Source organism: Bacillus paralicheniformis (assembly GCF_001042485.2).
In the GTDB taxonomy this organism is placed as follows: Bacteria; Bacillota; Bacilli; order Bacillales; family Bacillaceae; genus Bacillus; species Bacillus paralicheniformis.
In genome coordinates, this window is the sequence record NZ_LBMN02000012.1 from 464,093 (window position 1) to 485,731 (window position 21,639).

General features: G+C 44.1%; 22 protein-coding genes, 1 pseudogene and 1 riboswitch. Of the genes and pseudogenes, 5 read left to right on the forward strand and 18 right to left on the reverse strand.

Annotation, left to right across the window (positions count from 1 at the left end; translation table 11 throughout):
• Positions 1-96 precede the first annotated feature (96 nt).
• Positions 97-205, reverse strand: a riboswitch (TPP riboswitch).
• A 94-nt stretch (positions 206-299) separates the two neighbouring features.
• Both aroD and ACH97_RS11445 read right to left on the reverse strand, forming a co-directional pair.
• Positions 300-1,064, reverse strand: coding sequence for a type I 3-dehydroquinate dehydratase (gene aroD, locus ACH97_RS11440; protein WP_048350448.1), 765 nt, complete (start codon positions 1,062-1,064; stop codon positions 300-302).
• Between the two features lie 127 nt (positions 1,065-1,191).
• Entirely contained in the window at positions 1,192-1,761 is a 570-nt protein-coding gene (locus ACH97_RS11445; RefSeq protein ID WP_023856463.1) for a TetR/AcrR family transcriptional regulator, read from the reverse strand.
• Between the two features lie 109 nt (positions 1,762-1,870).
• Between ACH97_RS11445 and ACH97_RS11450 the strand changes: the two genes are divergently transcribed.
• Positions 1,871-2,386 (forward strand): HXXEE domain-containing protein, encoded by a 516-nt coding sequence (locus ACH97_RS11450; RefSeq protein ID WP_048350447.1) that lies wholly within the window; start codon positions 1,871-1,873, stop codon positions 2,384-2,386.
• A 223-nt stretch (positions 2,387-2,609) separates the two neighbouring features.
• On the opposite strand, the gene ACH97_RS11455 is transcribed toward ACH97_RS11450, so the two are convergent.
• Complete coding sequence (locus tag ACH97_RS11455; protein ID WP_048350446.1) at positions 2,610-5,417, reverse strand: M14 family metallopeptidase; 2,808 nt, start codon at positions 5,415-5,417, stop codon at positions 2,610-2,612.
• 221 nt (positions 5,418-5,638) lie between these two features.
• The gene (locus tag ACH97_RS11460; protein WP_048350445.1) at positions 5,639-6,964 is read right to left on the reverse strand and encodes a TGS domain-containing protein; all 1,326 of its coding nucleotides are present in this window, start codon (positions 6,962-6,964) and stop codon (positions 5,639-5,641) included.
• A gap of 1,142 nt (positions 6,965-8,106) precedes the next feature.
• Between ACH97_RS11460 and ACH97_RS11465 the strand changes: the two genes are divergently transcribed.
• The gene (locus ACH97_RS11465; RefSeq protein ID WP_080989168.1) at positions 8,107-9,777 is read left to right on the forward strand and encodes a T7SS effector LXG polymorphic toxin; all 1,671 of its coding nucleotides are present in this window, start codon (positions 8,107-8,109) and stop codon (positions 9,775-9,777) included.
• 10 nt (positions 9,778-9,787) lie between these two features.
• A complete protein-coding gene (locus ACH97_RS11470; protein ID WP_048350442.1) occupies positions 9,788-10,249 on the forward strand; it encodes a hypothetical protein in 462 nt (153 codons plus the stop codon).
• A 649-nt stretch (positions 10,250-10,898) separates the two neighbouring features.
• On the opposite strand, the gene ACH97_RS24040 is transcribed toward ACH97_RS11470, so the two are convergent.
• The 13 genes and pseudogenes from ACH97_RS24040 to ACH97_RS11535 all read right to left on the reverse strand — a co-directional run bounded on the left by ACH97_RS24040 (position 10,899) and on the right by ACH97_RS11535 (position 20,722).
• Positions 10,899-10,985: an SHOCT domain-containing protein gene (locus ACH97_RS24040; protein ID WP_081043988.1), complete on the reverse strand. Its 87-nt coding sequence runs from the start codon at positions 10,983-10,985 to the stop codon at positions 10,899-10,901.
• Positions 10,982-11,407, reverse strand: a complete 426-nt coding sequence (locus ACH97_RS11475) for a phage tail domain-containing protein (protein ID WP_053073131.1) — start codon at positions 11,405-11,407, stop codon at positions 10,982-10,984. The genes ACH97_RS24040 and ACH97_RS11475 overlap by 4 nt, the downstream gene beginning before the upstream one ends.
• Before the next feature lie 7 nt (positions 11,408-11,414).
• A pseudogene (locus ACH97_RS11480) lies at positions 11,415-14,309 on the reverse strand (phage tail tape measure protein); the annotation flags it as partial.
• Positions 14,310-14,398: 89 nt separating this feature from the next.
• Entirely contained in the window at positions 14,399-15,025 is a 627-nt protein-coding gene (locus tag ACH97_RS11485; RefSeq protein WP_048350441.1) for a hypothetical protein, read from the reverse strand.
• A gap of 12 nt (positions 15,026-15,037) precedes the next feature.
• Positions 15,038-15,523, reverse strand: a complete 486-nt coding sequence (locus ACH97_RS11490) for a hypothetical protein (RefSeq protein ID WP_048350440.1) — start codon at positions 15,521-15,523, stop codon at positions 15,038-15,040.
• On the reverse strand, positions 15,520-15,870 hold the full coding sequence (locus ACH97_RS11495) for a hypothetical protein (protein ID WP_048350439.1): 351 nt from the start codon (positions 15,868-15,870) through the stop codon (positions 15,520-15,522). The genes ACH97_RS11490 and ACH97_RS11495 overlap by 4 nt, the downstream gene beginning before the upstream one ends.
• The gene (locus ACH97_RS11500; RefSeq protein ID WP_048350438.1) at positions 15,867-16,253 is read right to left on the reverse strand and encodes a hypothetical protein; all 387 of its coding nucleotides are present in this window, start codon (positions 16,251-16,253) and stop codon (positions 15,867-15,869) included. Before ACH97_RS11500 ends, ACH97_RS11495 begins: the two co-directional genes overlap by 4 nt.
• A 779-nt stretch (positions 16,254-17,032) precedes the next feature.
• Entirely contained in the window at positions 17,033-17,959 is a 927-nt protein-coding gene (locus tag ACH97_RS11510; RefSeq protein ID WP_006640662.1) for a hypothetical protein, read from the reverse strand.
• 120 nt (positions 17,960-18,079) lie between these two features.
• Complete coding sequence (locus ACH97_RS11515) at positions 18,080-19,075, reverse strand: hypothetical protein (RefSeq protein ID WP_006640661.1); 996 nt, start codon at positions 19,073-19,075, stop codon at positions 18,080-18,082.
• Between the two features lie 328 nt (positions 19,076-19,403).
• Complete coding sequence (locus ACH97_RS11520; RefSeq protein ID WP_006640660.1) at positions 19,404-19,598, reverse strand: hypothetical protein; 195 nt, start codon at positions 19,596-19,598, stop codon at positions 19,404-19,406.
• Between the two features lie 52 nt (positions 19,599-19,650).
• Positions 19,651-20,193: a hypothetical protein gene (locus ACH97_RS11525; RefSeq protein ID WP_048350436.1), complete on the reverse strand. Its 543-nt coding sequence runs from the start codon at positions 20,191-20,193 to the stop codon at positions 19,651-19,653.
• Positions 20,190-20,528: a hypothetical protein gene (locus ACH97_RS11530; RefSeq protein WP_048350435.1), complete on the reverse strand. Its 339-nt coding sequence runs from the start codon at positions 20,526-20,528 to the stop codon at positions 20,190-20,192. Before ACH97_RS11530 ends, ACH97_RS11525 begins: the two co-directional genes overlap by 4 nt.
• On the reverse strand, positions 20,525-20,722 hold the full coding sequence (locus tag ACH97_RS11535) for a hypothetical protein (protein WP_048350434.1): 198 nt from the start codon (positions 20,720-20,722) through the stop codon (positions 20,525-20,527). The genes ACH97_RS11530 and ACH97_RS11535 overlap by 4 nt, the downstream gene beginning before the upstream one ends.
• Before the next feature lie 109 nt (positions 20,723-20,831).
• On the opposite strand from ACH97_RS11535, the gene ACH97_RS11540 reads away from it, so the two are divergent.
• Positions 20,832-21,062 (forward strand): helix-turn-helix domain-containing protein, encoded by a 231-nt coding sequence (locus ACH97_RS11540; protein WP_048350433.1) that lies wholly within the window; start codon positions 20,832-20,834, stop codon positions 21,060-21,062.
• Entirely contained in the window at positions 21,052-21,240 is a 189-nt protein-coding gene (locus ACH97_RS11545) for a hypothetical protein (protein ID WP_017474975.1), read from the forward strand. The genes ACH97_RS11540 and ACH97_RS11545 overlap by 11 nt, the downstream gene beginning before the upstream one ends.
• Positions 21,241-21,291: 51 nt before the next feature.
• Here ACH97_RS11545 and ACH97_RS11550 read toward each other — a convergent pair whose 3' ends face one another.
• Positions 21,292-21,633, reverse strand: coding sequence for a DUF1433 domain-containing protein (locus ACH97_RS11550; RefSeq protein WP_017474974.1), 342 nt, complete (start codon positions 21,631-21,633; stop codon positions 21,292-21,294).
• Between the last annotated feature and the right edge of the window lie 6 nt (positions 21,634-21,639).

Sequence of the window (21,639 nt, forward strand, 5' to 3'; positions counted from 1 at the left end):
ACCAGCACAAAAAAACCAGGCTCATATGATGAACCTGGTTTTACAGTCAGTAAAATCACTGGAAGACAGACGGACCATACCCATTCCCCATCTTCTCCCGAATCCTTTTTACTTCCCCACGCTGGTACGAACCAGATCAGGTCCAAAGGGTTAAGAAACACATGTTTCTCTCTCAGCCCGCAGTCGGGCACCCCTAGTAAAGCTATTCAATTCATTTTTTATCGTAACACACCGATTTGGCAAGTGAAAAGGATGGAAAAATATATGAATCTTTTTCACTATAGCGGCACACCCAATTATTATAAATTGCGATGAAGCACATCAAGTATATGTTTCAAATCCGTCGCCTCAATTTGGCCAGGTGCGGATGCTTTTTTCGCTGCGCCGAACGTCACGGCCGAGCCAAATACCTCTCCGGCGAGCCGGCTGATCAAGCCTTTTCCGGCCATCGACATCGTGATAATCGGCCGCTTCGCATACCGCTCATACATCATATGAGTCGCCTCAAGCAACACCAGCACATCTGCCGGTGTTTCAGGCATCACCGCGATCTTAGGGAAATCGGCGCCAAGATCCTGGGCTTTTCGGAGACGGGAAACGATCTCTTCCGCTCTCGGCGTCTTCCCGAAATCGTGGTTGGATATAATGACAAAGACATGCTGCATATGAGCCGATTGAACCAGTTTTTCCACATGATGCTCTTCATTGAACAGCTCGACATCAATCACATCTGCCAGCCCTGTTTTGACTACGGCATGATTCAAGGAAAAGTAAAATTCCTTACTGACTTCTTTTTCGCCGCCTTCCTCCGCGCTGCGAAATGTAAATATCAACGGGATATCCTTTAAGATCTCCCGGATGTCAGCCAATACCTTTTTCACTTTGTCAACGTCTTCGACATCCTCAAAAAAATCCGCCCGCCATTCGGCAAGATCCGGATTAATCGATAGAAGAAAAGCAGCTTCTTCTTTCAATTGTTCATGCGTTTTTCCGATGAGCGGCACGCAAATTTTCGGGGCTCCTTCTCCGATGGCCACCCCTCTGATCTTCACCGTATTCAACAACGGCCTCACTCCTGTTCTCTATATTACAAGGGGCTTTGCATTAACGGTACTGAAGATTGGCCGTAAGCACAAGCAGAAATTAAGAAAGAAGGCTAAACGCTTAAAGCACTCATATACCAACATGAGATCACCTTTCGATAGCTTGCTTGTTTAAAAATGAATCTACTATTCCTTGCAGAATATGACTCATTTCTTCAGGAGTTTCCTTCCGGCCTCTCTCAAACCATTTTGAAAGGATGTTCCAAAAGCCCCCTGCGCTGAATGAAAGCCCGTACTCCAAGTCGATTTTGCTTTTAAAATGAAAGGTTTCTTCTTTAAATTTTTTATGAAGATCCGGTAGAAGTTCATTATATTTCTCAACAATCAAATAAAACAAATGGTTCTGATAAAGGGCTTGTAAAAAATCGGCATGTCGGCTCCAAAAGTTGAAGTATGCATGTCCAAGACTGGATAAGTCAATATGTTTTTCCTGAACAATGTAATTGGAATACTCACTGCAAAGCTGCTCAAAATAGCGGTCTAATATATCTTTTTTTGAATGGAAATGCCGATAAAATGTTCTTCTGTCAAGCTGCGCTTTTTCCGCTATCTCTGTAATGGTGATGTCTGAAAAGCTTTTTTCCTTCATAAGCTCCAACAATGATAGCGTCAGCCAGCTTTTAGATTGCTGAGCTGTTTTTGAGGGCATTTGCTTCATATTCTCTCTCCTGTCGCGCTTTTTATGGCAATGTAGCACTTTTCGTTGGCTCATTGACTTTGTTCTCTATGAAATGTCACAATTGTGGCACATAAGAGGGGGAATGTAAATGGAAAACATGCAATTTATGGCTTGGATGCTGCCGATATTATTTATACTGCATGATTTTGAAGAGATGGTGATGGTCGAGGCATGGGGCAAAAGATATCGAAGCAAACTGAAACAACTGAAAAAAGCTCCATTCGGACATGCCAAAACCGCTTCTTTTGTTTGCGCTGTGCTCGAAGAATTTATACTAGCTGTTGGTGTAACTGTTCTCAGTATTTATTTTAATCAATATATTGTCTGGTTTGGTTTCTTTTTTGCTTTTACTGTTCATTTCCTTGTTCACATCGTCCTATGGTTCACATTTAAACATTATGTACCCGGCATATTAACGTCGATCTTTATGCTGCCATTTTGTTGCTATTTGCTGACCGCTGCCGCAGAGATAGAAAAATTCAGTTTTCCTGCAATGATCTTATCAGCCATAACCGGAACACTTATCGTCTTTTTTAACCTTAAGTTTCTGCATAAAAAAATGGGAAGGATTCAAGAAAGGCTGGAAGCATATGGCCGCATATGAAAAGCAGGCACTTACGGAAGCTTCCGGCCCTTTGACTAGAAGCAAAGCAAACGATGAAGACCCGTCAGACACGAAAAAACTGCCCTTCAAAAGAAAGGCAGCATGATCTAAAATCATGGCACTGCTAACGATGGTTCAATGTTCGTTCAAAGCTTGTCTATCCAGCTGTTTAGACGAGACACCTCCACTGCAGGAGCCGCTTGCACTTCAGCTGTCCAGCCTCTCATCGTTTTGATGATGGAGCATTTTCGGTTTTTCCGGGACCCGCATTGAAAATCGAATTCGCCAGCAACCGATATTGATGCTGCGGATGATCGTCATTGGTTAGATCGTTAGCGAAAACAGTTAAGTTCTTGTTGTTATCTTTATACGTGAAAGCCATAATCTTTCCTTTGGCAGCATCATGTCCAGGCCACCAGCCTGCCTTGAAGAAGTGATCTTCATCAGCAATCACCGCAAGCACTTTTGCCGTTTTAGGAACAGCGGTAATATAAGAACCAGTGACTGTGTAGAAGTATTCCTGTTTATTGTAAGGAGCTGTAATAGCATGATCTTGCATGACATTTGCCAAGAAGACGCCTTCGTATCTCTCCCATTCAGGTCCTTTAAAAGAAAATCCGGGGATCCACTTCTGAACATTCGTCATCCCCATGTTTCCAAATGCAATGTAAGGCTTTCCTTTATTAACATATTTAGAAGAGTCGAACGTATTGACAAGCACATCTGCGCCCGCCTGTTCTGGGGTGACGTTAAAGCCCAGATTTTTCAGTACATATGCCGCTTCACCCAGTGCTCCTACAGTAGAAGCCTTGAGGACTTTGCCGCTTGGTTTCTTATGGCCGGATGCGCTCACGTCAAGATAGTACTTGGAAGCCAATGTGGCCAGGTCCTTGTAGGCAACCGCGAAGTCGCCCGCTTGATAGCCTGATCCGCTCTTGGTGAGCATTGTAACGGTCTTGCCGGCTGCCAGTAACTCGTTGACTGCCTTTATCGCATCATTGCTTGTGTTCTGGATCAGCACATAAGCTGAGCGTTTTGGCATTTTAGTCCCCGGAAACGACACGGAGGTGATGGCAGAAGTCTTGCCTTTGAACACCCCGGCATCTCGAATTACATAACGGTCAAAACCTCGCATATCATGGAAATTTTGAATCATCTCACCGGCTATCATTTCATAATCAGATACATCTATTCCATCATACAAGACCAAGTTCGCGAGGCCGCGGTTTGCCTGGTGCATGTTTACAATAAATGATCCTGCCGGATATGTTTTTCCGTCAACGGTTACCGCTTTTGTTGATCGTTCAATCTTTACGCCGTTGCGAAGGAAGTACTCAACCATCTTATATGTTTCCAACACATTCTTTTGAATATTTTTATCGACCGGCAGTACGTAATATTCCGGGAAGAAGTTTTGATTGCCCTGCCGCGGTCGGCCGATCTCTTCGTTTTTGGCGTTGACCAAGTAATGATCGACAGCGCGATCATCGATATTGTCCACGCCGCGCTCGAATATTTTTAATTGGTTCAGAAACAGTTCTTCTTTTTTTTCCGCTACATATTTTGCAGCTGCCGCAGAACTGTAATACAGAGCTTTGGTAGACTCTTCATTCGACTCGGGCGTTTCCAGCGTGTGACCCATCGCACCGTGATACATGGCGAATGCAGCGGTATATGCTGCAGATGCATCATCCCATCCCGAAGCCGTGCCTTTTGACACATAATTTGGATCTTTCGCAGTTTTCCGATGTTCTTCATAAGGAATGTGATAGTAGTCATACTTCGTATTAGCAATCCCGGCCTCACCCATAGCCTTTGCCTGTTCCACCATGTGGTCAATCAAAAGGTCATACTCAACATTCGGGTTATGAGGCGGAGTAGAAGGCTCAATCAGGAAATTGGCATCGAACCCGTGCATATCTAGAAAAGACAGCGGCGACCACTTCGCGATTTGTTCCGTTACGCTGCGCGTTTCAGGCTGGGTTTGATAAGAATTATCCCGGTTCAAATCGAAATCCTCAGCATTGGAACGTGTTGTATGAACCCGGCCATCCGGGTTGTCCGTATAAACGAACAGGAAAAAAACATGTTCCAATGCATCGTCTATATTCAACGTTGTCTTGCTTTTCTTGCCATTCGGCAGGACTGTATCGTACGTCATGCTCTTATCCAATGCCATTGACTTAAAGTAATTCATGATCGCATCGACGCCAGGCGCTTCATTCGGATGAATATTGTTCAACCAGATCGGCACCTGATAGTCGCCAAATGCGCCGGATTTAATGTCGGCCTGCAATTTCTTCGGGTCATTGAGCATGGCAGGGTGAGTCACCTTCTGATACTTATCGACAGCGGCTTTATCTTTGGCAAGCACTGTCAAATAGATATCACGGCCTTCGACCGATTTTCCAATAGAAGTCGTTTTGATATATCTGTTGTTTTTTTGCGCAGCTTTTGCTGTAACGGCATCGATCTCCGGTTTCAGCTCATCGTAAGTGCGGAAGCTGTCATATGGCGTCATTTTTACGGGAGCATGGGCAACCACTCGTCCGTTCACTGTTGCCGCCAAATCATATGTGCCCATCAGCGATGCGTATAGCGGACGTTGCAATCGCGGCTCTGACAGGTTGTCTGTATCGTATGGAAGATCGAAATTGATGTTAGCATGAACCTTGCCGTTGGTCACTTTTACATGGCTAACAGTAATGAAAGGTGCACCGCTGTAATCACGGACCTTATATTTTTTCCATTGAGACAGCGGTTTGCCGTCATACGTCCAGCTTAAGCTCTTCACATCAACACCTTGCGGAAGCTTAAACGCAGCATGAAGCGTTCGTTTCTCTGTCATCGAAGCAACATTGTTGTCCAGTTTTAGCTTCTGAGATTTTTTAGTCTTTACTTTTGTCTGCTGACCGGACGCCGTCCCCTTGCCAGTCTGCGCCATAGCAACACCGGGGGTTATCGCTCCAAGCAGCATCATAAGCGACAAAACCAAGATCAGATAACACTTTGTGAACGATTTCTTAAACATAGAAAAATGCCATCCCCATTTCGTGATATTTTCAAATTGCAAACTTGATAAGAGAAAACCATTACAAGAGTGAGGAGTTCTGGCTGCATTTCATTTGCCTGCCTCACACTCTGATTCAGCATGCCCTCCTCCTCCGATATCTTCCGGAGCTCCCGACAGGCTAACAGCCTGAAGGAACTGCCTCCTTAGACGGTTTCTTCTGGTAAAATGTTAAAGACCGCCTACCTGGATGTCGTCGTTCCCGTGACGGGTCCCAAGGTGCTGAAGACCCGGTCAAAGCGGCGCATCGCTGTCTCAAGCGGACCGGCAGGAAGCCGTGCAATCAGCCACCCTGTCACCGTCACCATGGCCGCGACGAACAGATCACTGAATGGAATGGCCCCGGCATCATACTTGGCCCCCGAGATTTCAAGAGTCCATATAACAACAAACTGAGCTGCATACATCGTCAACGCCACACGTCCGACTCCCGCGAACGGCTTTAACACGGCAGAGTTTTTCGGCGGCACGAGACATACCGATCCAAGCACCAGAAAGGCAACCCCAAGCCCCAGCATCGTCTGGAAAGTTGACGCACTGTGCGGAGCAATCGAAAGAAGATTGTGCCACAACGGCGGTGCCACGTTGTGCGGCCAGATTGCATACTGATCCGGCTCAGCGCCGGCGGTGCCTTGAACACTTACGAGCCACTCTTCGAATGAACGGCTCAGCCCCGGAAGAACGAAAGTGCCCAAAACTTTAGAGACGATAACCATGATTGTGCCGCTGCCCACTAGCGAGAGTGCGGTCCGCATCCTGGTCAAATCGAAGCGCCCGATTGCCATACCGGCGACAAAAGCGGGTGCAAGTGCGAGCGCCGACATCGGGCCGCCTGCCATATCACCAAGTAAGTATGCTTTCGAAAGGACGCTGCCTCCGAGAATCATCAGCGGCGGGCTCACTGCAAGCAAAACAGCTGCTGTTGTAACTAACACACGTGTCGAACGACGAATCAGTACCAACGCCAGCACAAACAGTGCCGCATAAGCTGGCAAAATCACCCCGAACGGAGTATTCAGCATGATGAGAAGGTATCCTATAATATCGATAAATACCGCGCGGGCAAGCATCCGCGTCCGAAATGCGGCCGGCTCCATTCCTCGATCCAACATGCGCCCGGCCATGATCGAATAGGAGATGCCGCCGCAAAGCACAAATAGAAGCGTCGTATTCCCGGAAACGATTGAACCGTTCGTTTCGTTCAAGGCGAAGTGCTGCAAATACATCCCGATGACCGCCAGCCCCCGAGCTGCATCAAGTGCCACAATACGCCCTGTCCCCCGCGCTTTTTCACGCTTGAACTTCTGACCTTCAGCCGAGTCCCGGGTGACAATTTCAACGAGCGCACCGTCCTGAAGCGGAGTTGATAAATCTACAAGCTTTCCGTTTAATTTACCTGCAACCGCATTTTCCAGGCCACAGCTAATAGAAGCAGCGACATCTTCAATGCTTGCTTCCTCCTCAAATTCTCTGACGGACCCGTCAGGCAATTTAATGCGAATTGACAACTGTATTCCTCCTCAAAAAATTAATCCTTTACGTGTTCCATTGTTCCTTTGTCTATATCTGGATGAGATCTGGCTGTATTCAATATAGCGGGCAGATGTCGCTAAAGTTTGATCAACTTGTAAACAAAACGTAAAAAGGCGATCGGAGGATCGGGACATATCATTGCATAAAGAAAAGCACCTTGCTGATGACAAGGTGCCTTATTCTCACTAAAATGTGATGATTTGATTGGATGAATTTCAATGGTGCTGAATGAAGAATGAGAGTGCGGACAACAACAATTGATCATTGTGTTTATTTTGGCGGTTTTCCGCTTTGTTGAGGAATAAACAAAAAGAGCGTTTCTTTTATATGGAACGCTCTTTCGTCGTTTGGCAATACGGTTTTCAGCGATATCGGTGGTCAGGGTCGAATATACCCAGAGAACCATTGATATTTCAAGGTTTTTGTCTGCCTTTGTGCAAAATTTGCGCGAAAAATTTTAAATTGCTAATAATGCGGACCGTACATATTCAAAGATTGATATGATGAAAATTCCAACGCAAGGGGCGAAGAAAAATGAGTATCAACACAATCGTTCTGCTTTATACAAGTCGTCCAAGATTTTGGCATAGGTTCGTTTTCAAACTAAAATAATTCTTTCACCAAAAAGGCAGGCCAACAAATGACCTGCCCAAACACAATTATGTTGCGAGCCTAGATGCCACAGAAAATTCTGCATGTTGTTGTTCAACAGATGTGTGAATGGAAGCGTCCGACACGACCAACAAGCCCAATGCAAGGGTCAGCGAAAGAAACAGCTTAGATTTCATACAGAAAGTCGCCCCTTTTGATTTGTTTCTGAGCCTGCACCATCTGATCATAAAAAAAATATGGAATCATTTGGCCGCTCATTCCTAGTATAGAATAGAGCTGCTTCTAATGCCAGTTCCTCAAGATAGGGGTAACCACGACTATCCCGTAATGGTTTCATTGTTTCTAGTACCTCTGACTTATTAGCTGATTTTATATACAGTACTTCTAAAACGTCCAACAGACACAGGAATAATTCATCTTCAAATACCCGCGCACTTTCAAGCGCCTTTTCATAAAATTTTCGTCCTTCAATATTTTCGTTATTTCGAAAGTGAATTAAAGCCAAATCATAATAAGCCTTCAGGCGCTGCACCATGCAATTGATCAAACGCTGGAACAATTAAAACAACAATCAGACGAATTCGATAAAGTTAAAAAGGCCGTTGAGGGGATCACATCACTTGATGATGATTTAAAAGGAAAAGGCGGCGACGCGATCCGCGCCTTTTACGAGGAATGTCACACCCCTTTTCTGCGGTTCTATGACACTTTCATAGAGGAATACAGTTCCACGCTGAAGAAAATGAAAAGCGCGTTGAATTCCCTGGAACCCAACCATAACGGATTTATTTCACAGCCCTTTCTCGAACACGAACTGGAGAATGGCTTAAATGCGGCTGATCGAACAACAAAACATTTGGTTTCCAAGACCAACGCGACGATCGCAAAAGTCAGCCATATCGTTGATTTACCGGATTTAAATGACAGCGGTTTTCATGAACAGAATCAGAAAGCGTTAAAGGAAATCAGCACGACCCTTGAAAAGCTGCATGCGTTTGACCGCGAACAGACAAACGCGCTCAAAACGGCTGAAAACGATCTTGAGACGATGCAGAGATACATGGCGCGGCTCGAAAAGATGTATACCGGGCCCAAAATTGAAATCACCAGTTATCAAAAAGGCGCGATTTTAAAGCCGGATGAGATGGATACCTTAAGTGGAAATCAAGAAACAGCGATGGGTGCCATGTTGAAAAAAGTCGGAGACAAAGAAGATGCTGACATTAACACTCTCGCCAATCCAGATCGATTAAAAAAATTGGCGACACAAGTGTCCAAAAAAGTGTATACTGACGAGGAATTAGAAAACCTGAGTGAAAAAGAATTAGAAAAACTAAAAAAGGTTTATAAATATGTGAATGGTCATAAATACTGTTATTATTTAGATGGTAAATATGTCGTCGGCATACAGTTGGTTGACGATCCTCCTGAAGAGGATAAAGAAGTAAGTGATTTAGATAAATATGCAAGATTTGGATTGGAGCTCTTAGGTGAAAGTGATTTTGAACGAGCTGCATTGGGATATGATCCTGATACATACAAAAAACTTTCGTTCCTTGAGCGGTTGGAGGCCGCTGCTAATATAACGCCTCCATTGAGGATTGTCAAATGGATTCGCAAGGGAGATAAGCTAGCAAAAGTTTCGAAGGTGGATAAAGGAGCTAAAACAGTTAAAGATGTTAACAAAGGTGAAAAGAAAGCCAGCAAAAAATCATCAGGTGAAACTATTAAAGACGGTAGTCATATAACTAAAAACGGGAAATTGAAACCGAATGCGAAATATCAAGCTGGAGAATACAAATATGTATATAAAACCGACAAAGACGGAAGGATTAAAGAGTTTCAAGCCGATGATTTAAAATTAACAGAACGAGACAAAAGACTACCCCACAATTCAAAAACGCCTGGCAAACAACCTGGTGATCATGCCGGACACTTAGCTGCCGATAGATTTGGTGGCTCTCCTGAATTAGACAATCTCGTTTCGCAGTCCAGTAACGTTAACCAGAGTAAATACAAGAGATTAGAAAACAAATGGGCTAAAGCGATATCTGAAAAGAAAAAAGTAGCCGTTAATGTTAAAATTAATTATGATGGGAACAATCCTAGACCAAAGAGTTTTGACATAAAATACAGTATAGATGGTAACTTGAAGAAAGTAACTTTAGAGAACTAGGAGTGGTTATATGACTAAAACATTTGAAGATTATTTATCTGAATTACAAACAGATATGGTCGCCATTTGTCTTGAGTATGTCGAAAATCAGGCTGATGCCATTTATATTTATTGCTCATATGAACCTGACATGTATTCCTTTGATGTATTTTATAAAATAAATGGTAAGTTGGTTTACAAGCACAAACTTAACGACGCGGTAAAAGAGAATGAAAAATACGATACATCGGAAAATCGTCAAGAAGCTGTTTTAGATATCGGGTTAAAAAATTTAAAGGAAATCCATAAGGTATGTACTGAATTTGGTCAGGAGATGCCAACAGAAATAAAGTTAATTTACAATGTTAAACAAAACAGTTTGAAAGGCAATTACAGATATGATTTAGTTTATTCAAATGATGACGAACTGTTACCCGATGATATTTTTGACTCATGGTTTGAAGAAATGAAGAAGTTAGATGCAGAAAAGTAAGCTGTTTAGCATAGAATTAAATTATAAGCAGCAATCAATACCGATACTTGGAATAAAATTTAATTTATAGACGCCGATTTTGCGTCTTTTTTAGGAATGTAAAATAAACTGTGTGAGTAAAAGAGCGGACACAACTTTTACTTACACAGTTTATTTCGAGAGAATAAGATAGCATTATATGCTCCTCTGTCATCGACTAGGGGTCGCCAGATACATTTTGCTCCTGTAAGAGTTTCTGCACCTTATTAAGCTCATTTCGATAATATCTCACGGTATGTTCTCGCAGCTTCCAGAGCTCGCAGTCCTTAAGAAAAAATTCTTACGGTCTTGTTCCAAGATAAAGAATAAATAAAAAGAGCGTTCCTTTGTAAGGAACGCTCTTTCATCGTTTGGCAATACAATGTTTAGTGATACCGGTGGTCGGGGTCGAACCGACACTCCCGAAGGAACACGATTTTGAGTCGTGCAAAAACCTCATAGTTCCTCCGAAAGGCACACGGTCATTTATTCCGAACGTTTAGACGTTAGTTTAGCGCACTATCACTTTCCTTATCGCCTATGATACCTAAACTTCTGCGGTATGGCAAGCGTTGCTATGCGTAAATTAACGAAAAAAAACGCCCCATACGATTAAGGACAGGGCGGTATGTTATTTCGCTTCGAGTATTTCCCGTTTTTTCTTCTCGTATTCCTCTTCCGTTATGGCTCCCGATTCTTTTAGCGCGACCCATTTCATAAGCTCGTCGGCATCGCTCGTCGTAGACGCAGGCGAAGAGGACTGGCGCTGATAAACGGAACCTCTATGAAGCCGTATATGCGTTGCTGATCCGGCGAAAACTTTCCGTCAACTTTAGCGAGCCAACGGCGCCAAGGTTCCCGCGAATCGATAATATAAAAGGATTCTTTCGATTGAAAAATCCGATAGACTTCGTTTCGCAACAGTGGATAATCGTATAAATCTACCGCCTTAAAATAAAAGGACCCCGTCATTGTTCGAGGTCCATACGTTGTTCCGATGTCTATAGCCCCGTCCATGCCTTCTACCGTTTCAGTTGCGTTAATTGCCTCGGGTGAATCGATGACGAAATCACGCGTAACTATTCCGTGTTCGGACAGGACGTATTTATCTCCGTTTAGTCTTTCGATTGTTAAATCCATTCGTTAATCACCCACCTTTGACGCCGCTAATTCGTTGCTGAATGCGGAAATCTTCGTTGAATTTGCTTTGGATCAGATCGTACATCTTCTCCGCATCTTCTCTCGACCCACTTCCGCTATAATTAAGCGTAATATTAATCGGAGAAACGGAGTTATTTCCGGAAGCATAATCGTCTCTAGAAAAACTTAACGGTACGCTTCGGTTATACGCTGCGTCAACCGTATACGAGTAGTCCTGTGCGTCAAACAGAGCCGCGTTTGCCATTTCGTTAGCCGCCGCTTTGACTACGCCGATATTGCGCTCGATACCTACCGCAAGACCCATCGGAAGGAACTTACCGATTTCGTCACGGAATACGCGGGATGGTGTGTGAATTCCGAAGGTATCTTTAATATCCTTTGTGATTCCGCCCATAAAGTCGCCGATTTTTTGTCCGATCCAATCTTTCATGGACCAAATTCCGTCCCATAAACCATGCATTAGGTCTGCTCCGGCGTTGAAAATTTCGCCACTGTTGTCTATAATTGCGCCCGCAATTTCACCGACAATTTCCATACCCACTGAAAATAATTCCGGTAACAACTGCATAATCCCGTCAACTACCGCCATGAGAATTTGCATCCCGGCATCCAGTATTTCAGGAAGATGGTCTATCAAAGCCTGCGCAATAGCAAAGATGAGCTCTATCGCTGCCTCAATTAATTGCGGTAGGTTTTGGAGAATCCCGTCAATAAGAGCAAGCAGTAACTGAATCCCGGCATCAATGATTTTCGGCAAATTTTCGATTAACGCTTGCGCTATAGTAATGACTAGATAAATCGCCATTTCGATGAGCTGCGGAAGAATTTGAATGATGCCGTCAATCAAGCTATTTAGAATCTGGATACCGGCGTCAATAATCATCGGCAAATTCTCAATAATTGCGTTTGCAAGCGCGAGTATTAGCTGCAACGCCGCTTCAATTAATTGCGGAAGAACCTGGATAATTCCAGAAATTAACGCATTTAAAATTTGGATTCCGGCCTGGATAATCATTGGCATAAGCGTTACGATCGTATTAATCAGCGTCGTCAGCATCGTTGTGGCCGCTTGGATGATCTGCGGTAGCGCCTCGACTATTCCTTGGATCAGTGAAGTCAAGATCATAATACCGGCGCCGATCAGCGCAGGCAATAAAGTAACGATCGCTTGAACTAACGAATTGATAATCTGAGTTACCGCCGTTAGAATACTCGGCAACGCTTGAGTAAATCCGTTCAACAAACCTTGGATGATCTGAATGCCCGCTTGTAAAATTATAGGTAGATTCGTGACGATCATATTGACGAAAGAAGTCACAATATTAACCGCTGTTTCGAGAATCTTCGGCATATTCTGCTGAATGCCTTGCGCTATTGCTGGTAGGTATTTCGAACCCGCAACGATCAATCCCGGAATACCGCCGACTATGATTCCGATGATATTCGGAATGAATTCCGCGAACCCTGAGAAATCTCCGTTAAAGGCGTCAGATATTGCCTTTTTCAAATCCTCGAATGCGCCTCGGATAATTGCGACCCCTTTGACGACGACATTCGCAACAGAAGGCGGCAAAAGATTGTGTAAAGCGATTGAGCCTTTCGTGAAGTCGCCAGTTAGCGTTTCCGCGAGTCCTTTGAACAGCGCGGTCAAGTTTTTTACTACCGGAGTTACCTTCTGCCCCAGTTTGTTTCCTAAATCCTGAACTTTTTCGCGGACCGTGTCGCTATTCTCGTAGACGTAGGCGAATGCGGCTGCTAATGCGATAACGGCGCCTATTCCCAGCGTGAACTGAAACATTGTTAGTAAAAGCGCTTTTCGGGTTGTGTTAAGTGCGAAGGCGAGTGTACCGAGACTGGACGAGAAGGAAGCGACTGCTGTTACTGTTGCTGCCGAAATCGCTATAAAGGCTACTAATCCAGTAACAATGGCCGCAGTTACTGCGATAAATTTCTTCGTACCATCACTCAGTTTGTTGAAGCGCTCAGTTAAATCAGCGATCTTGTCAGCCGCAGCCGAAACGTAGGGAGCAAGCTGATCCCCTATTGTTATCGCGAATGATTCGAACGCCCCGCTCAAATGTTCAAGAGAACCGCCGATACCTTCTTTCATTTGCTTTGCGGCTTTCGCTGCTGCGCCACCGGAGTTTTCTAGCTCTTTCGTAAACTCGCCCAACGCGTCGGGTCCCTTCGAAACAACCGCCATCATTCCGGTAACTGCTTCAGTACCGAATATGCTTGCGAGAGCCGCTGATTTCTGAGCGTCGGTCATGCCCGCCATACCTTTTTGTAGCTGGCCGATAATGTCTTTTAATGACCGGAAATTACCGTTTTGGTCAACAGTTGTTACGCCGAGATCCTCTAAGGTATTAGCCGCCCGCTTTGGTGGATCAACTAGCCGAAGTAAAGCAGATCGTAGCGTCGTACCCGCCTGCTCGCCCGCGAGTCCAGCATCGACCATTATCCCCGTAGCGGCCGCAAGTTCCTCCAATGATATGCCGAGCTGCGCCGCCGGTCCCGCTGCGTATTTGAAAGCGTACTGTAGTGATGTCATACCCGCAGCTGACTTATTCGCGGTCATCGCCAAGACATCAGCAACTCTCCCAGATTCGCTTGCTTTCATGTTGAAAGCGTTTAATGCCGATGTGATAGTGTCACTTGTTAAAGCAAGATCCTCACCCGAAGCCTCCGCGGCGGCTATAATTCCGGGCATGGCAGCGATAACCTGGTTCGCGTCAAATCCTTTTGCGGCAAGTTCCGTCATAGCTCCCGCAACCTGCGATGATGTCATCGTAGTTGTAGAACCTAACTCTAACGCCGCATCCCGCATTTTCTGAAAATCGCTTCCGGTAGCCCCGGCAATTGCGCCAGCTTTTCGCATAGCAGTATCAAATTCGCCTGACGAAGATTATTCATTTACCCGATTCCCCCTTCTAAATAAAAAAAGCACCCTGGTTAGAGGTGCTTCGTGCATTATTCGATTCTCCCGCGTTCCCATGCTCGTTTTACTTCATCCTCAAAAATTCCATATTTATTTGGCCCGTTATCTCGATAAGTATAGATCGGATGATGTACTGATAGGCCCGGTTCATTTTGCTGCGCAATGCGGTCGGGTACATCTATCTCCTGTACAAGGTCATAATATTTTTTCTGACCGTCGGTAATTAAAAGGTCATAGTACGACTTGGCCGCCTCGAGATATTCTTGCTTCGCCTTTGCAATACGTTTCAGCACCTTTTCCTCATTAGCGTCTCTGTTTGCTCGAATTTCATCTCGGGCCATCTCTAAAATTTCAAGTTTAAGGCTGCTTGTTTTACCACTATTCAATCCGAAAACGACATTCTCGCGCTCTTTAGCCCCGTTTAACTCTAGCTGTAACTCGGCAACCCTCCGACGTGCTTCTCTTTCTTTCGTCCTGTTCGAATCAGAAGGATTGTCCGCCAGTTCCGCAATAGCTACCTTTAGCTCAGCCTCAGCCTCCGCCAATTCATCCGCCACTTTTGCATTATGCCCGCGAATTTTCTCCGAGCTGCTTGTCGCCTTTTCTTCTAGCTCCTTCAATTCCGTTATTTTTTCCTGTAGCTGCTTAGAAAATTTCATCTAACCGTCTCCTTATCGAATGATTTTTTGAGAATTAAAAAAGAGATCGCGAACTATCTGCCATCTCCCTTTGACCATCTTATTTTGTTCGAGTGAATCTAACGCATTGTCCAATGTTGATACTTCCTGCCATGTCGCGTCATCGCCGCTGAAATCCGCAGAGGCCAGTTCGTGGGATGCGAACCGTTTTAGCATCCTGTTTGTCGTCTGACATAATACCAGGTGCAACGGCTCATCGATCCCCATTGTTTCAAAGACGACCGGTTGTAACAAAGGATGGTCGACGATTACCTTTAGCGATATTACACCCTCGATCTTAGACACCGATCTCAGTGCCCTTTGAAGCGCGATATGCCCACAGTAAGACATGTCGTTACGTCGTTTCCCTAAGACGACAAATGTGCCGGCAGCCTTCTGGCCTTCGAAGTTGTGAAGCGTATAGGAAAAGACCGTCTCACGGCCGTCGCTGACCTGTGTTAAATAAAGCGTGTAGTTCATTCGGCTTCCCTACTTTCTAACGCCTGGATACGTGTATCGATACGCATCAATTCCGCCGCCTCACGGCCTGATCCGGCGTATCCCCTGTAGTTCGCTTTCTTTTCCTCATACAGACTCCGGAGTTCCTGCGCGGACATTCCTTCGTATGGATCTGAAGGTCGACCCGCCTCATAGTCGCCGTTTGAAATCTGTGAAGCTAGGTCCGTGACTGCTCTCTTGGCTTCCCGGTACTCGGATTCGCTAACTGTACGAGAAGGTTTTAGCGTCCCTTCGTATTTGATAACCGTTTGTTTCGCATCAATTAGCTGCCTTTCCAGCTCAGCCCTCTCTTCTTTCCATCCACTCATTCGAAATCCCCCTCATTTCTGATCGCTCTTTCTTCTTTCAATAGTTCGGCCTCATACTCGTCAACCGGCGTTTTTACAGGCCCCTCTATTACAAACGCGTCCTTTGCCCCGTAATGATAGGCCGAATCTGTCGCCGAATTGAACAACTCCCGGCGAAATTCAAGGTCGGTCAACTCGTCACCCCGGCTTACGGTAGAAAACACGATCAAACAGCCGTCACGATCCGTCACCTTATATGTGCCTTTTTCTAGGTTCAGTTCGATAAAAGTAACACCACCGGGCAACAGGTCCGTGAAGCCGCCGCCTTTTGGCTCGCGAATATATGTCGTTTCTGCGGTGCCGTAGTCTCCGTAATGATCGAACATTTTTAAGACACAGAACATGCCGGTTCCTCCTTTTCATAAACGATTTTCGCCTTTTCCTCATAATCCCAACATTCTAGCACCACCCGAGAGACGTTTAGATCACGGATGCGGCCGGACGATCGACGCAGGATCTCCCCGGTTTCGGCGTCTACCGTAAGAACTTCGGTAGGCTTAACGTATATCAGAACGTCATCCAAATAAGAACTCCCCTTCCGATACAAAAATTGAATTCTAATAGTAATATAGCCGAGTGCCGTTTTTTGCATTTATAAAGCCCGTCATATCAACGTTTACGGACGTCTAAATCGTCATTCTTTTTCTCTGTCTATCACGATAATCACGATTCCTTCGCCGGCTATTTTCCTTTTCATTTTCAACCGCACATCCAGCGCAGTATTGTTGCCGGTTACTTCTGCGTTCGAACCGCTGGCCGCAACGTTTGCAATTTCCCGCCCAGTTCGACTTGTTCCGTAACGGATGATCTGCCGGTAAGCATTCGAGATACTCCCGCATTAAAGCCGGCTCTGCGGGCAGAACGTTTCGCATAAAGTACGGACAGATATTCCCCTGTATTGAATTCGTTTTGATTTCAACGGTACACAAACCGCAACGCTGAAGATCGCAGGCACCGCCGCTTTTATAGTTGGCGCAATGATTTCGGGCTAGACGGCCGAGTTTGCTTCGTGTCGAGTTAATCTTTCGCTGATTCATTTTACAACCTCCGTTTATGGGTAGAATTAAAGGCGCCGAAAAAAAGGCATAAAAAAAGCATTAGCCAAAGTGACTAATGCAAGATTTTATTTGAACAGTACCTTTATGGAGTCTAGCTCTTTAGCTGGGCCACCAAAAACAACGTTAGGATTTACAACCACAATCTTTTTTCTTTTGTCGTTAGGATCGGGCGGCAACCAAAAAACCGGCTTACCATTCAGATTAACACTCTCTAAGGTCTGTCTTAGTTTATTGGAATCTTTATAATCAAGTAAGGCGGATAGTTTATCTAAGTGCATTTTGTTAAGTCGTTCCGTGTCCGTCTCATCTGGATTAAAACATACGATATTTGTTTTCAGATTCAAAAACGGAAGAACCATATAGACAATAGATAACTTTTTTGCCGCCCGGCCGCTATAATTCTCGTACAGCTCTCGGATTGTCTTTCGGTACATCTTTATTCGGGAAGTTTCGGCAGGTTTTCCTCGGACTTTTCCGCGATGGAATAGAAAAGGAGTTAACTCGATAACGCCTTCTTCGTTTTCTTTAAGAATCTCGGCCGCCGTCATCCTCTTATAAAAATCCCGAAAATTATTAGCGCTCAAGCCGAGAATCTTTCGGAGGCCGGACTTATCGATCTTACGTCCGTTGTCATGAGAAAGTTGCTGATTCTCAAACCCGACAAATGTAGCGATGAACATCAGGCGCGCAAGGTCCGGTTCTTTGACAGTTGTATAATCGTCTAGGAACGATTTGCACGTTTTGTAAAAAGCCCACGTAAAGCCGCCATTCTCAGCGTCATGCCCTCCCGCATTCCTTGTAATTCTATAGCCCTCATTCGAGCGTCCTGATGTTTTAGGGGCCACCTCAAAATAATCCGAGACGTCGTTCCCTTCTCTGTCGTAAATTCTCCCATCTTCGAGCTTTCCGTTCTCTTTCAAGTCAAAAAAGCGTTTTTTTGACCTCGGTGTTAGTCCTTTCCACGCTCTTTGTTCATCCAACAGACTTCCCATCTTCGAACATCCCCCTTGCTCTCTTTTGTGCCGTGTTTCCTTCACATGAAAATACAAATGTTATATAATAGACATCTAATAATAGAGGATAAATACCTCCTCACTCTTTTATAAATACTGTCACTTTGTGACCTTTTTTCTTATTCTCGATAATCTTTTTCTAACAACTTCATGGCTTACATCCAGTTTTTCTGCTATATATTTTTTTATTATCCTGATCTCTCCATAGATGTTACACGTATATGGGGCGACATTCCCCACTGCTTTATCTTCTTTGACTACCTCCAAAATCTGATCGATAAACTCATTTTCACCTTTTGTTAGTTGATCTCTGCAATCACTAAAATCTAAACCTAATATTGTCTCTATGAGATACTCATCATCTGGAAAGTATGGTTTTAAACTAAAACTCTCAAGATCTCCGTTGATTTTCCTACGTATGCGCCGCATACCATTCCTTTTTATTTCGGCATCAATCAATTTACTACGAATAGCTCTGTTAATATACTTAACTATTTCGCGTTCACTTCGAGAAGTATCAACCCTTACCAATGCATACTCAATAGCTTTCGCTGCAACCTCAAGAATTTCTTTTTTCAATTGTTCTTTTTGAGGCTCGATATCGGCTGTCGCTTGTTTATGCTTGTGGTATAATTCTTCGAAATACAACCTATCTGATAAACTACAAAATTCCTCTAAGCGTAAAAGAATTTCATCAAGAAGAGGTTCTAGTTGTAGAAAAAGACTCTCCGTTATTTCAAAATAGCTTACATATGAATCGCCGCCCGACTCTACATTCGCTTCGAAATCTATGCAGACATCATATTTTAGTATCGATAAAAATCGATTAAAAGAATCTGTTTCGTTCTTGGTAATCGGTTTTTCAGACTTAATATGCCGCGATATTAAGGTGTATATTGCTTTTATTGAGTAAGCTATATAGGATTCCGGATCTTTTAAATTGATTCGTATTCCTCCAGACGGTGTACCGTCCTTAACTCTATGACGGCTCGGATCTTCCATGAAGTTTGTATCGAATTTATCTAAAATATCTTGGATAATTCTCTTATCATCTGAACTTTGAAATACTCTGATTTTATTTATGAACTCCGACATTTTATTCCCCCTCTTAAATGCCCTGCTTTTTCGGTGTTTTTTTTGCTATTTACCCTGCTTTTTCGGTGTGGACATAACCATTCAGAATCCTTAGAGCGCCAACGATTTCAGCCATTTTTGTTTGATCTAGGATATATATATCAGTCATATCATATCTTTAAAACTAAATCGCAACAAGAGGATACGGATAGAAATTCAAACCCTAGCGCCCTCATTCGCTTACGCTCATTTGGACGCGCCATTATTTTTTAAAAGATATTAATCGCGATAGAAAATAAATGAATATCCGCGGACAACGGAGCCACGGTTTAAGTGGCGAAGTTGGACGCTAGGCCTTACTTCTCAGCGTCATACCATCGATAAGACTAACCGGAACTACATGCGTAGCCCCGGATCGCCCTTCTATAATGTAGTCGTTTCGGCTGCGTCCTTTAATCCGGCCAACCATCGCCTTTGACGAAAGCCACGTCAATCCGTCAGATCGCGTTCCCCAATAACGTACTTTTTCGCCTACTCTAAACATCGGCAATTACCCCCTCATTATTAACTACGAATACACTTCCGATTGGCACATTTTAGATATAAGGCACAAGTGCGCGTTCCAACTCGGTCCTTTCCTTCCTCAACGCAGACCTTTCGTTGTGCAGCCGTTTGTTTTCGGTACAAAGCTGGGCCAGGCGTCTTTTTATTCGCAGCTCTTCGTCACCGGTGGCCTCTATTAAAGCCAGTCGACGCCTAGCAATCTCGTAGCTGTTCGAGTGGAAATCGACTTCTACCTCGCACCATTTGCGATGAACTTCGTCCCTTTTTGCAATTAGGGCGTTACGTGTCGCTTCTTTTAACGATTGAAGGACGTCATCAGACAAAGCGTGCGGAGACTGAAGCGCATAGTCCGCCGGGAAAACGTCTAAGATTGTGCCATTTTCCGCAATGACCAGGCGCACCTGTTCGCGGGGATTATCATAAACGGACTGGCTGCCGTTTGTTGATTCGAGCGACCAGACAAACGAAGCGCCTTGAGCATACTTCGGTAATACGTTTTGTGCCTGCGCTTTTGAAAGGCCGAGGCGCGCCGTTGCTTTTTTAACTGCCGCTTTAGAAACTGTATACTGCATCATCGTGAACCCTCCCCTAGTGAAAAACCAATTCGAACGAAATCCGTAAATGACATGCCTGCAAGTTCAGAAACATCGATTTTGCGGAGGTCTGCGCCTACCTTTGGCGTGTCTACCGTAAAAAATCGAGGGTAGTTGTTTTCGTAAAGATGGTACCCATCGCTCTTTTTTTCTAATCGGCCAGTATCGTAAAACACCAGCCAGTCATCCGAATAAGTCCCAACGACGTCGGCTGCGATTAACCAGGCGTCCGAAATTTCATGTATTTCCTGTTTTGTATCGAATGTTTCCCCGTGATAATGCAGCTTTACTGCTTGCGGTTGAAATGTATCCATCATGCCGACTGCACCTCCTCACCGAATAGTTCTCGCGCTGCCGTGACGCCGATTTCGGCGCAGCCTGCGAATGCTCTCCGGGACACTTGCGGCAAGATTGCGGCGAATTCTTCCGGGTTTAAGTTAACGAATTGTTCTGTTCCTGAAATGTACACATTGAACCATCCCACAACAGTTCGAACATAACGAATTTGCATTTGTATTCCTCCTCGAGATTTTGTTACGCTTTTGAGTACCACCTTAGTTAGAATTATATGGTACGCTATTACGTAAAGTCAAGAAAAAAAATGCAATTGGAGGGCAAAAATGAAAAAAGTCAGTGTGAATATCGGAGAAATCTTGGAAAAAGAAAACCTTTCACTTAGAAGCCTCGCTGACAAATGCGGAATCAGACACGCTGCGCTTAGCGAATTGATTAATGGGAAAAGACAAAATATTAATTTTGGACATATTGAGCGAATCGCCAACACTTTTAACATTGAAGATATCAATGAAATTTTAAGTTTAGTTGAGGTAGAAGAAGAAAATGATGTTTGAAGAAGAAAAACAAGAGTGGCTTCTTTTTAAAGAAAGGAAGTTAAACGTCCGAGTGTTCAAGGTTAATTCTACATATGAGGTGCATGCGTCGATTATCGGAAAAGGTACATACACAGCCCGCGGCCTTGAAAAATGGTCGACTATTGCGGAAGCTATTGAGGGCATTAATAAAAAGTAAATACACAACATTAGAAAAAAACAAAAGCCCGACTCGATTTGAGCGGGCTATCTATTTTTCAATTTTAGTTTTTTCGATCTCATCATCATAGATGGTATAGGACTGTATCTCTTTATTAGGAGGATCATATATTCCTTGGAATTTGCTTTCCTTATCTCCGTTTAAATATCCTTCTACCCTGATACCCCCCATCGGACTTATGTAGTAGTCGTCAGAAAAACTAACATCTTTAACGCCTCTGTAATTTTCATACAAAAACTTCTCCATATGTTCTTGAGCTTCTTTAACAAAAGCAATCTCTTTTTCTTTTTGATCATGCTGATACTTCATAATAAATCCTCCAACTGCTATAATTATTAAAATAAGGATAATTATGTACTTTTTCTTTTTCAAAGAAAC

Coding starts and splice junctions, on each gene's coding strand:
- ACH97_RS11525 (WP_048350436.1), bottom strand. CDS start 20,193: ATGATGCAGTATACAGTTTCTAAAGCGGCAGTTAAAAAAGCAACGGCG.
- ACH97_RS11485 (WP_048350441.1), bottom strand. CDS start 15,025: ATGAAATTTTCTAAGCAGCTACAGGAAAAAATAACGGAATTGAAGGAG.
- ACH97_RS11545 (WP_017474975.1), top strand. CDS start 21,052: ATGATGTTTGAAGAAGAAAAACAAGAGTGGCTTCTTTTTAAAGAAAGG.
- ACH97_RS11510 (WP_006640662.1), bottom strand. CDS start 17,959: ATGGGAAGTCTGTTGGATGAACAAAGAGCGTGGAAAGGACTAACACCG.
- ACH97_RS11450 (WP_048350447.1), top strand. CDS start 1,871: ATGGAAAACATGCAATTTATGGCTTGGATGCTGCCGATATTATTTATA.
- ACH97_RS24040 (WP_081043988.1), bottom strand. CDS start 10,985: ATGAAATGGGTCGCGCTAAAAGAATCGGGAGCCATAACGGAAGAGGAA.
- ACH97_RS11500 (WP_048350438.1), bottom strand. CDS start 16,253: ATGTTCTGTGTCTTAAAAATGTTCGATCATTACGGAGACTACGGCACC.
- ACH97_RS11515 (WP_006640661.1), bottom strand. CDS start 19,075: ATGTCGGAGTTCATAAATAAAATCAGAGTATTTCAAAGTTCAGATGAT.
- ACH97_RS11445 (WP_023856463.1), bottom strand. CDS start 1,761: ATGAAGCAAATGCCCTCAAAAACAGCTCAGCAATCTAAAAGCTGGCTG.
- ACH97_RS11490 (WP_048350440.1), bottom strand. CDS start 15,523: ATGAACTACACGCTTTATTTAACACAGGTCAGCGACGGCCGTGAGACG.
- ACH97_RS11455 (WP_048350446.1), bottom strand. CDS start 5,417: ATGTTTAAGAAATCGTTCACAAAGTGTTATCTGATCTTGGTTTTGTCG.
- ACH97_RS11535 (WP_048350434.1), bottom strand. CDS start 20,722: ATGCAAATTCGTTATGTTCGAACTGTTGTGGGATGGTTCAATGTGTAC.
- ACH97_RS11540 (WP_048350433.1), top strand. CDS start 20,832: ATGAAAAAAGTCAGTGTGAATATCGGAGAAATCTTGGAAAAAGAAAAC.
- ACH97_RS11495 (WP_048350439.1), bottom strand. CDS start 15,870: ATGAGTGGATGGAAAGAAGAGAGGGCTGAGCTGGAAAGGCAGCTAATT.
- ACH97_RS11530 (WP_048350435.1), bottom strand. CDS start 20,528: ATGATGGATACATTTCAACCGCAAGCAGTAAAGCTGCATTATCACGGG.
- ACH97_RS11470 (WP_048350442.1), top strand. CDS start 9,788: ATGACTAAAACATTTGAAGATTATTTATCTGAATTACAAACAGATATG.
- ACH97_RS11475 (WP_053073131.1), bottom strand. CDS start 11,407: ATGGATTTAACAATCGAAAGACTAAACGGAGATAAATACGTCCTGTCC.
- ACH97_RS11520 (WP_006640660.1), bottom strand. CDS start 19,598: ATGTTTAGAGTAGGCGAAAAAGTACGTTATTGGGGAACGCGATCTGAC.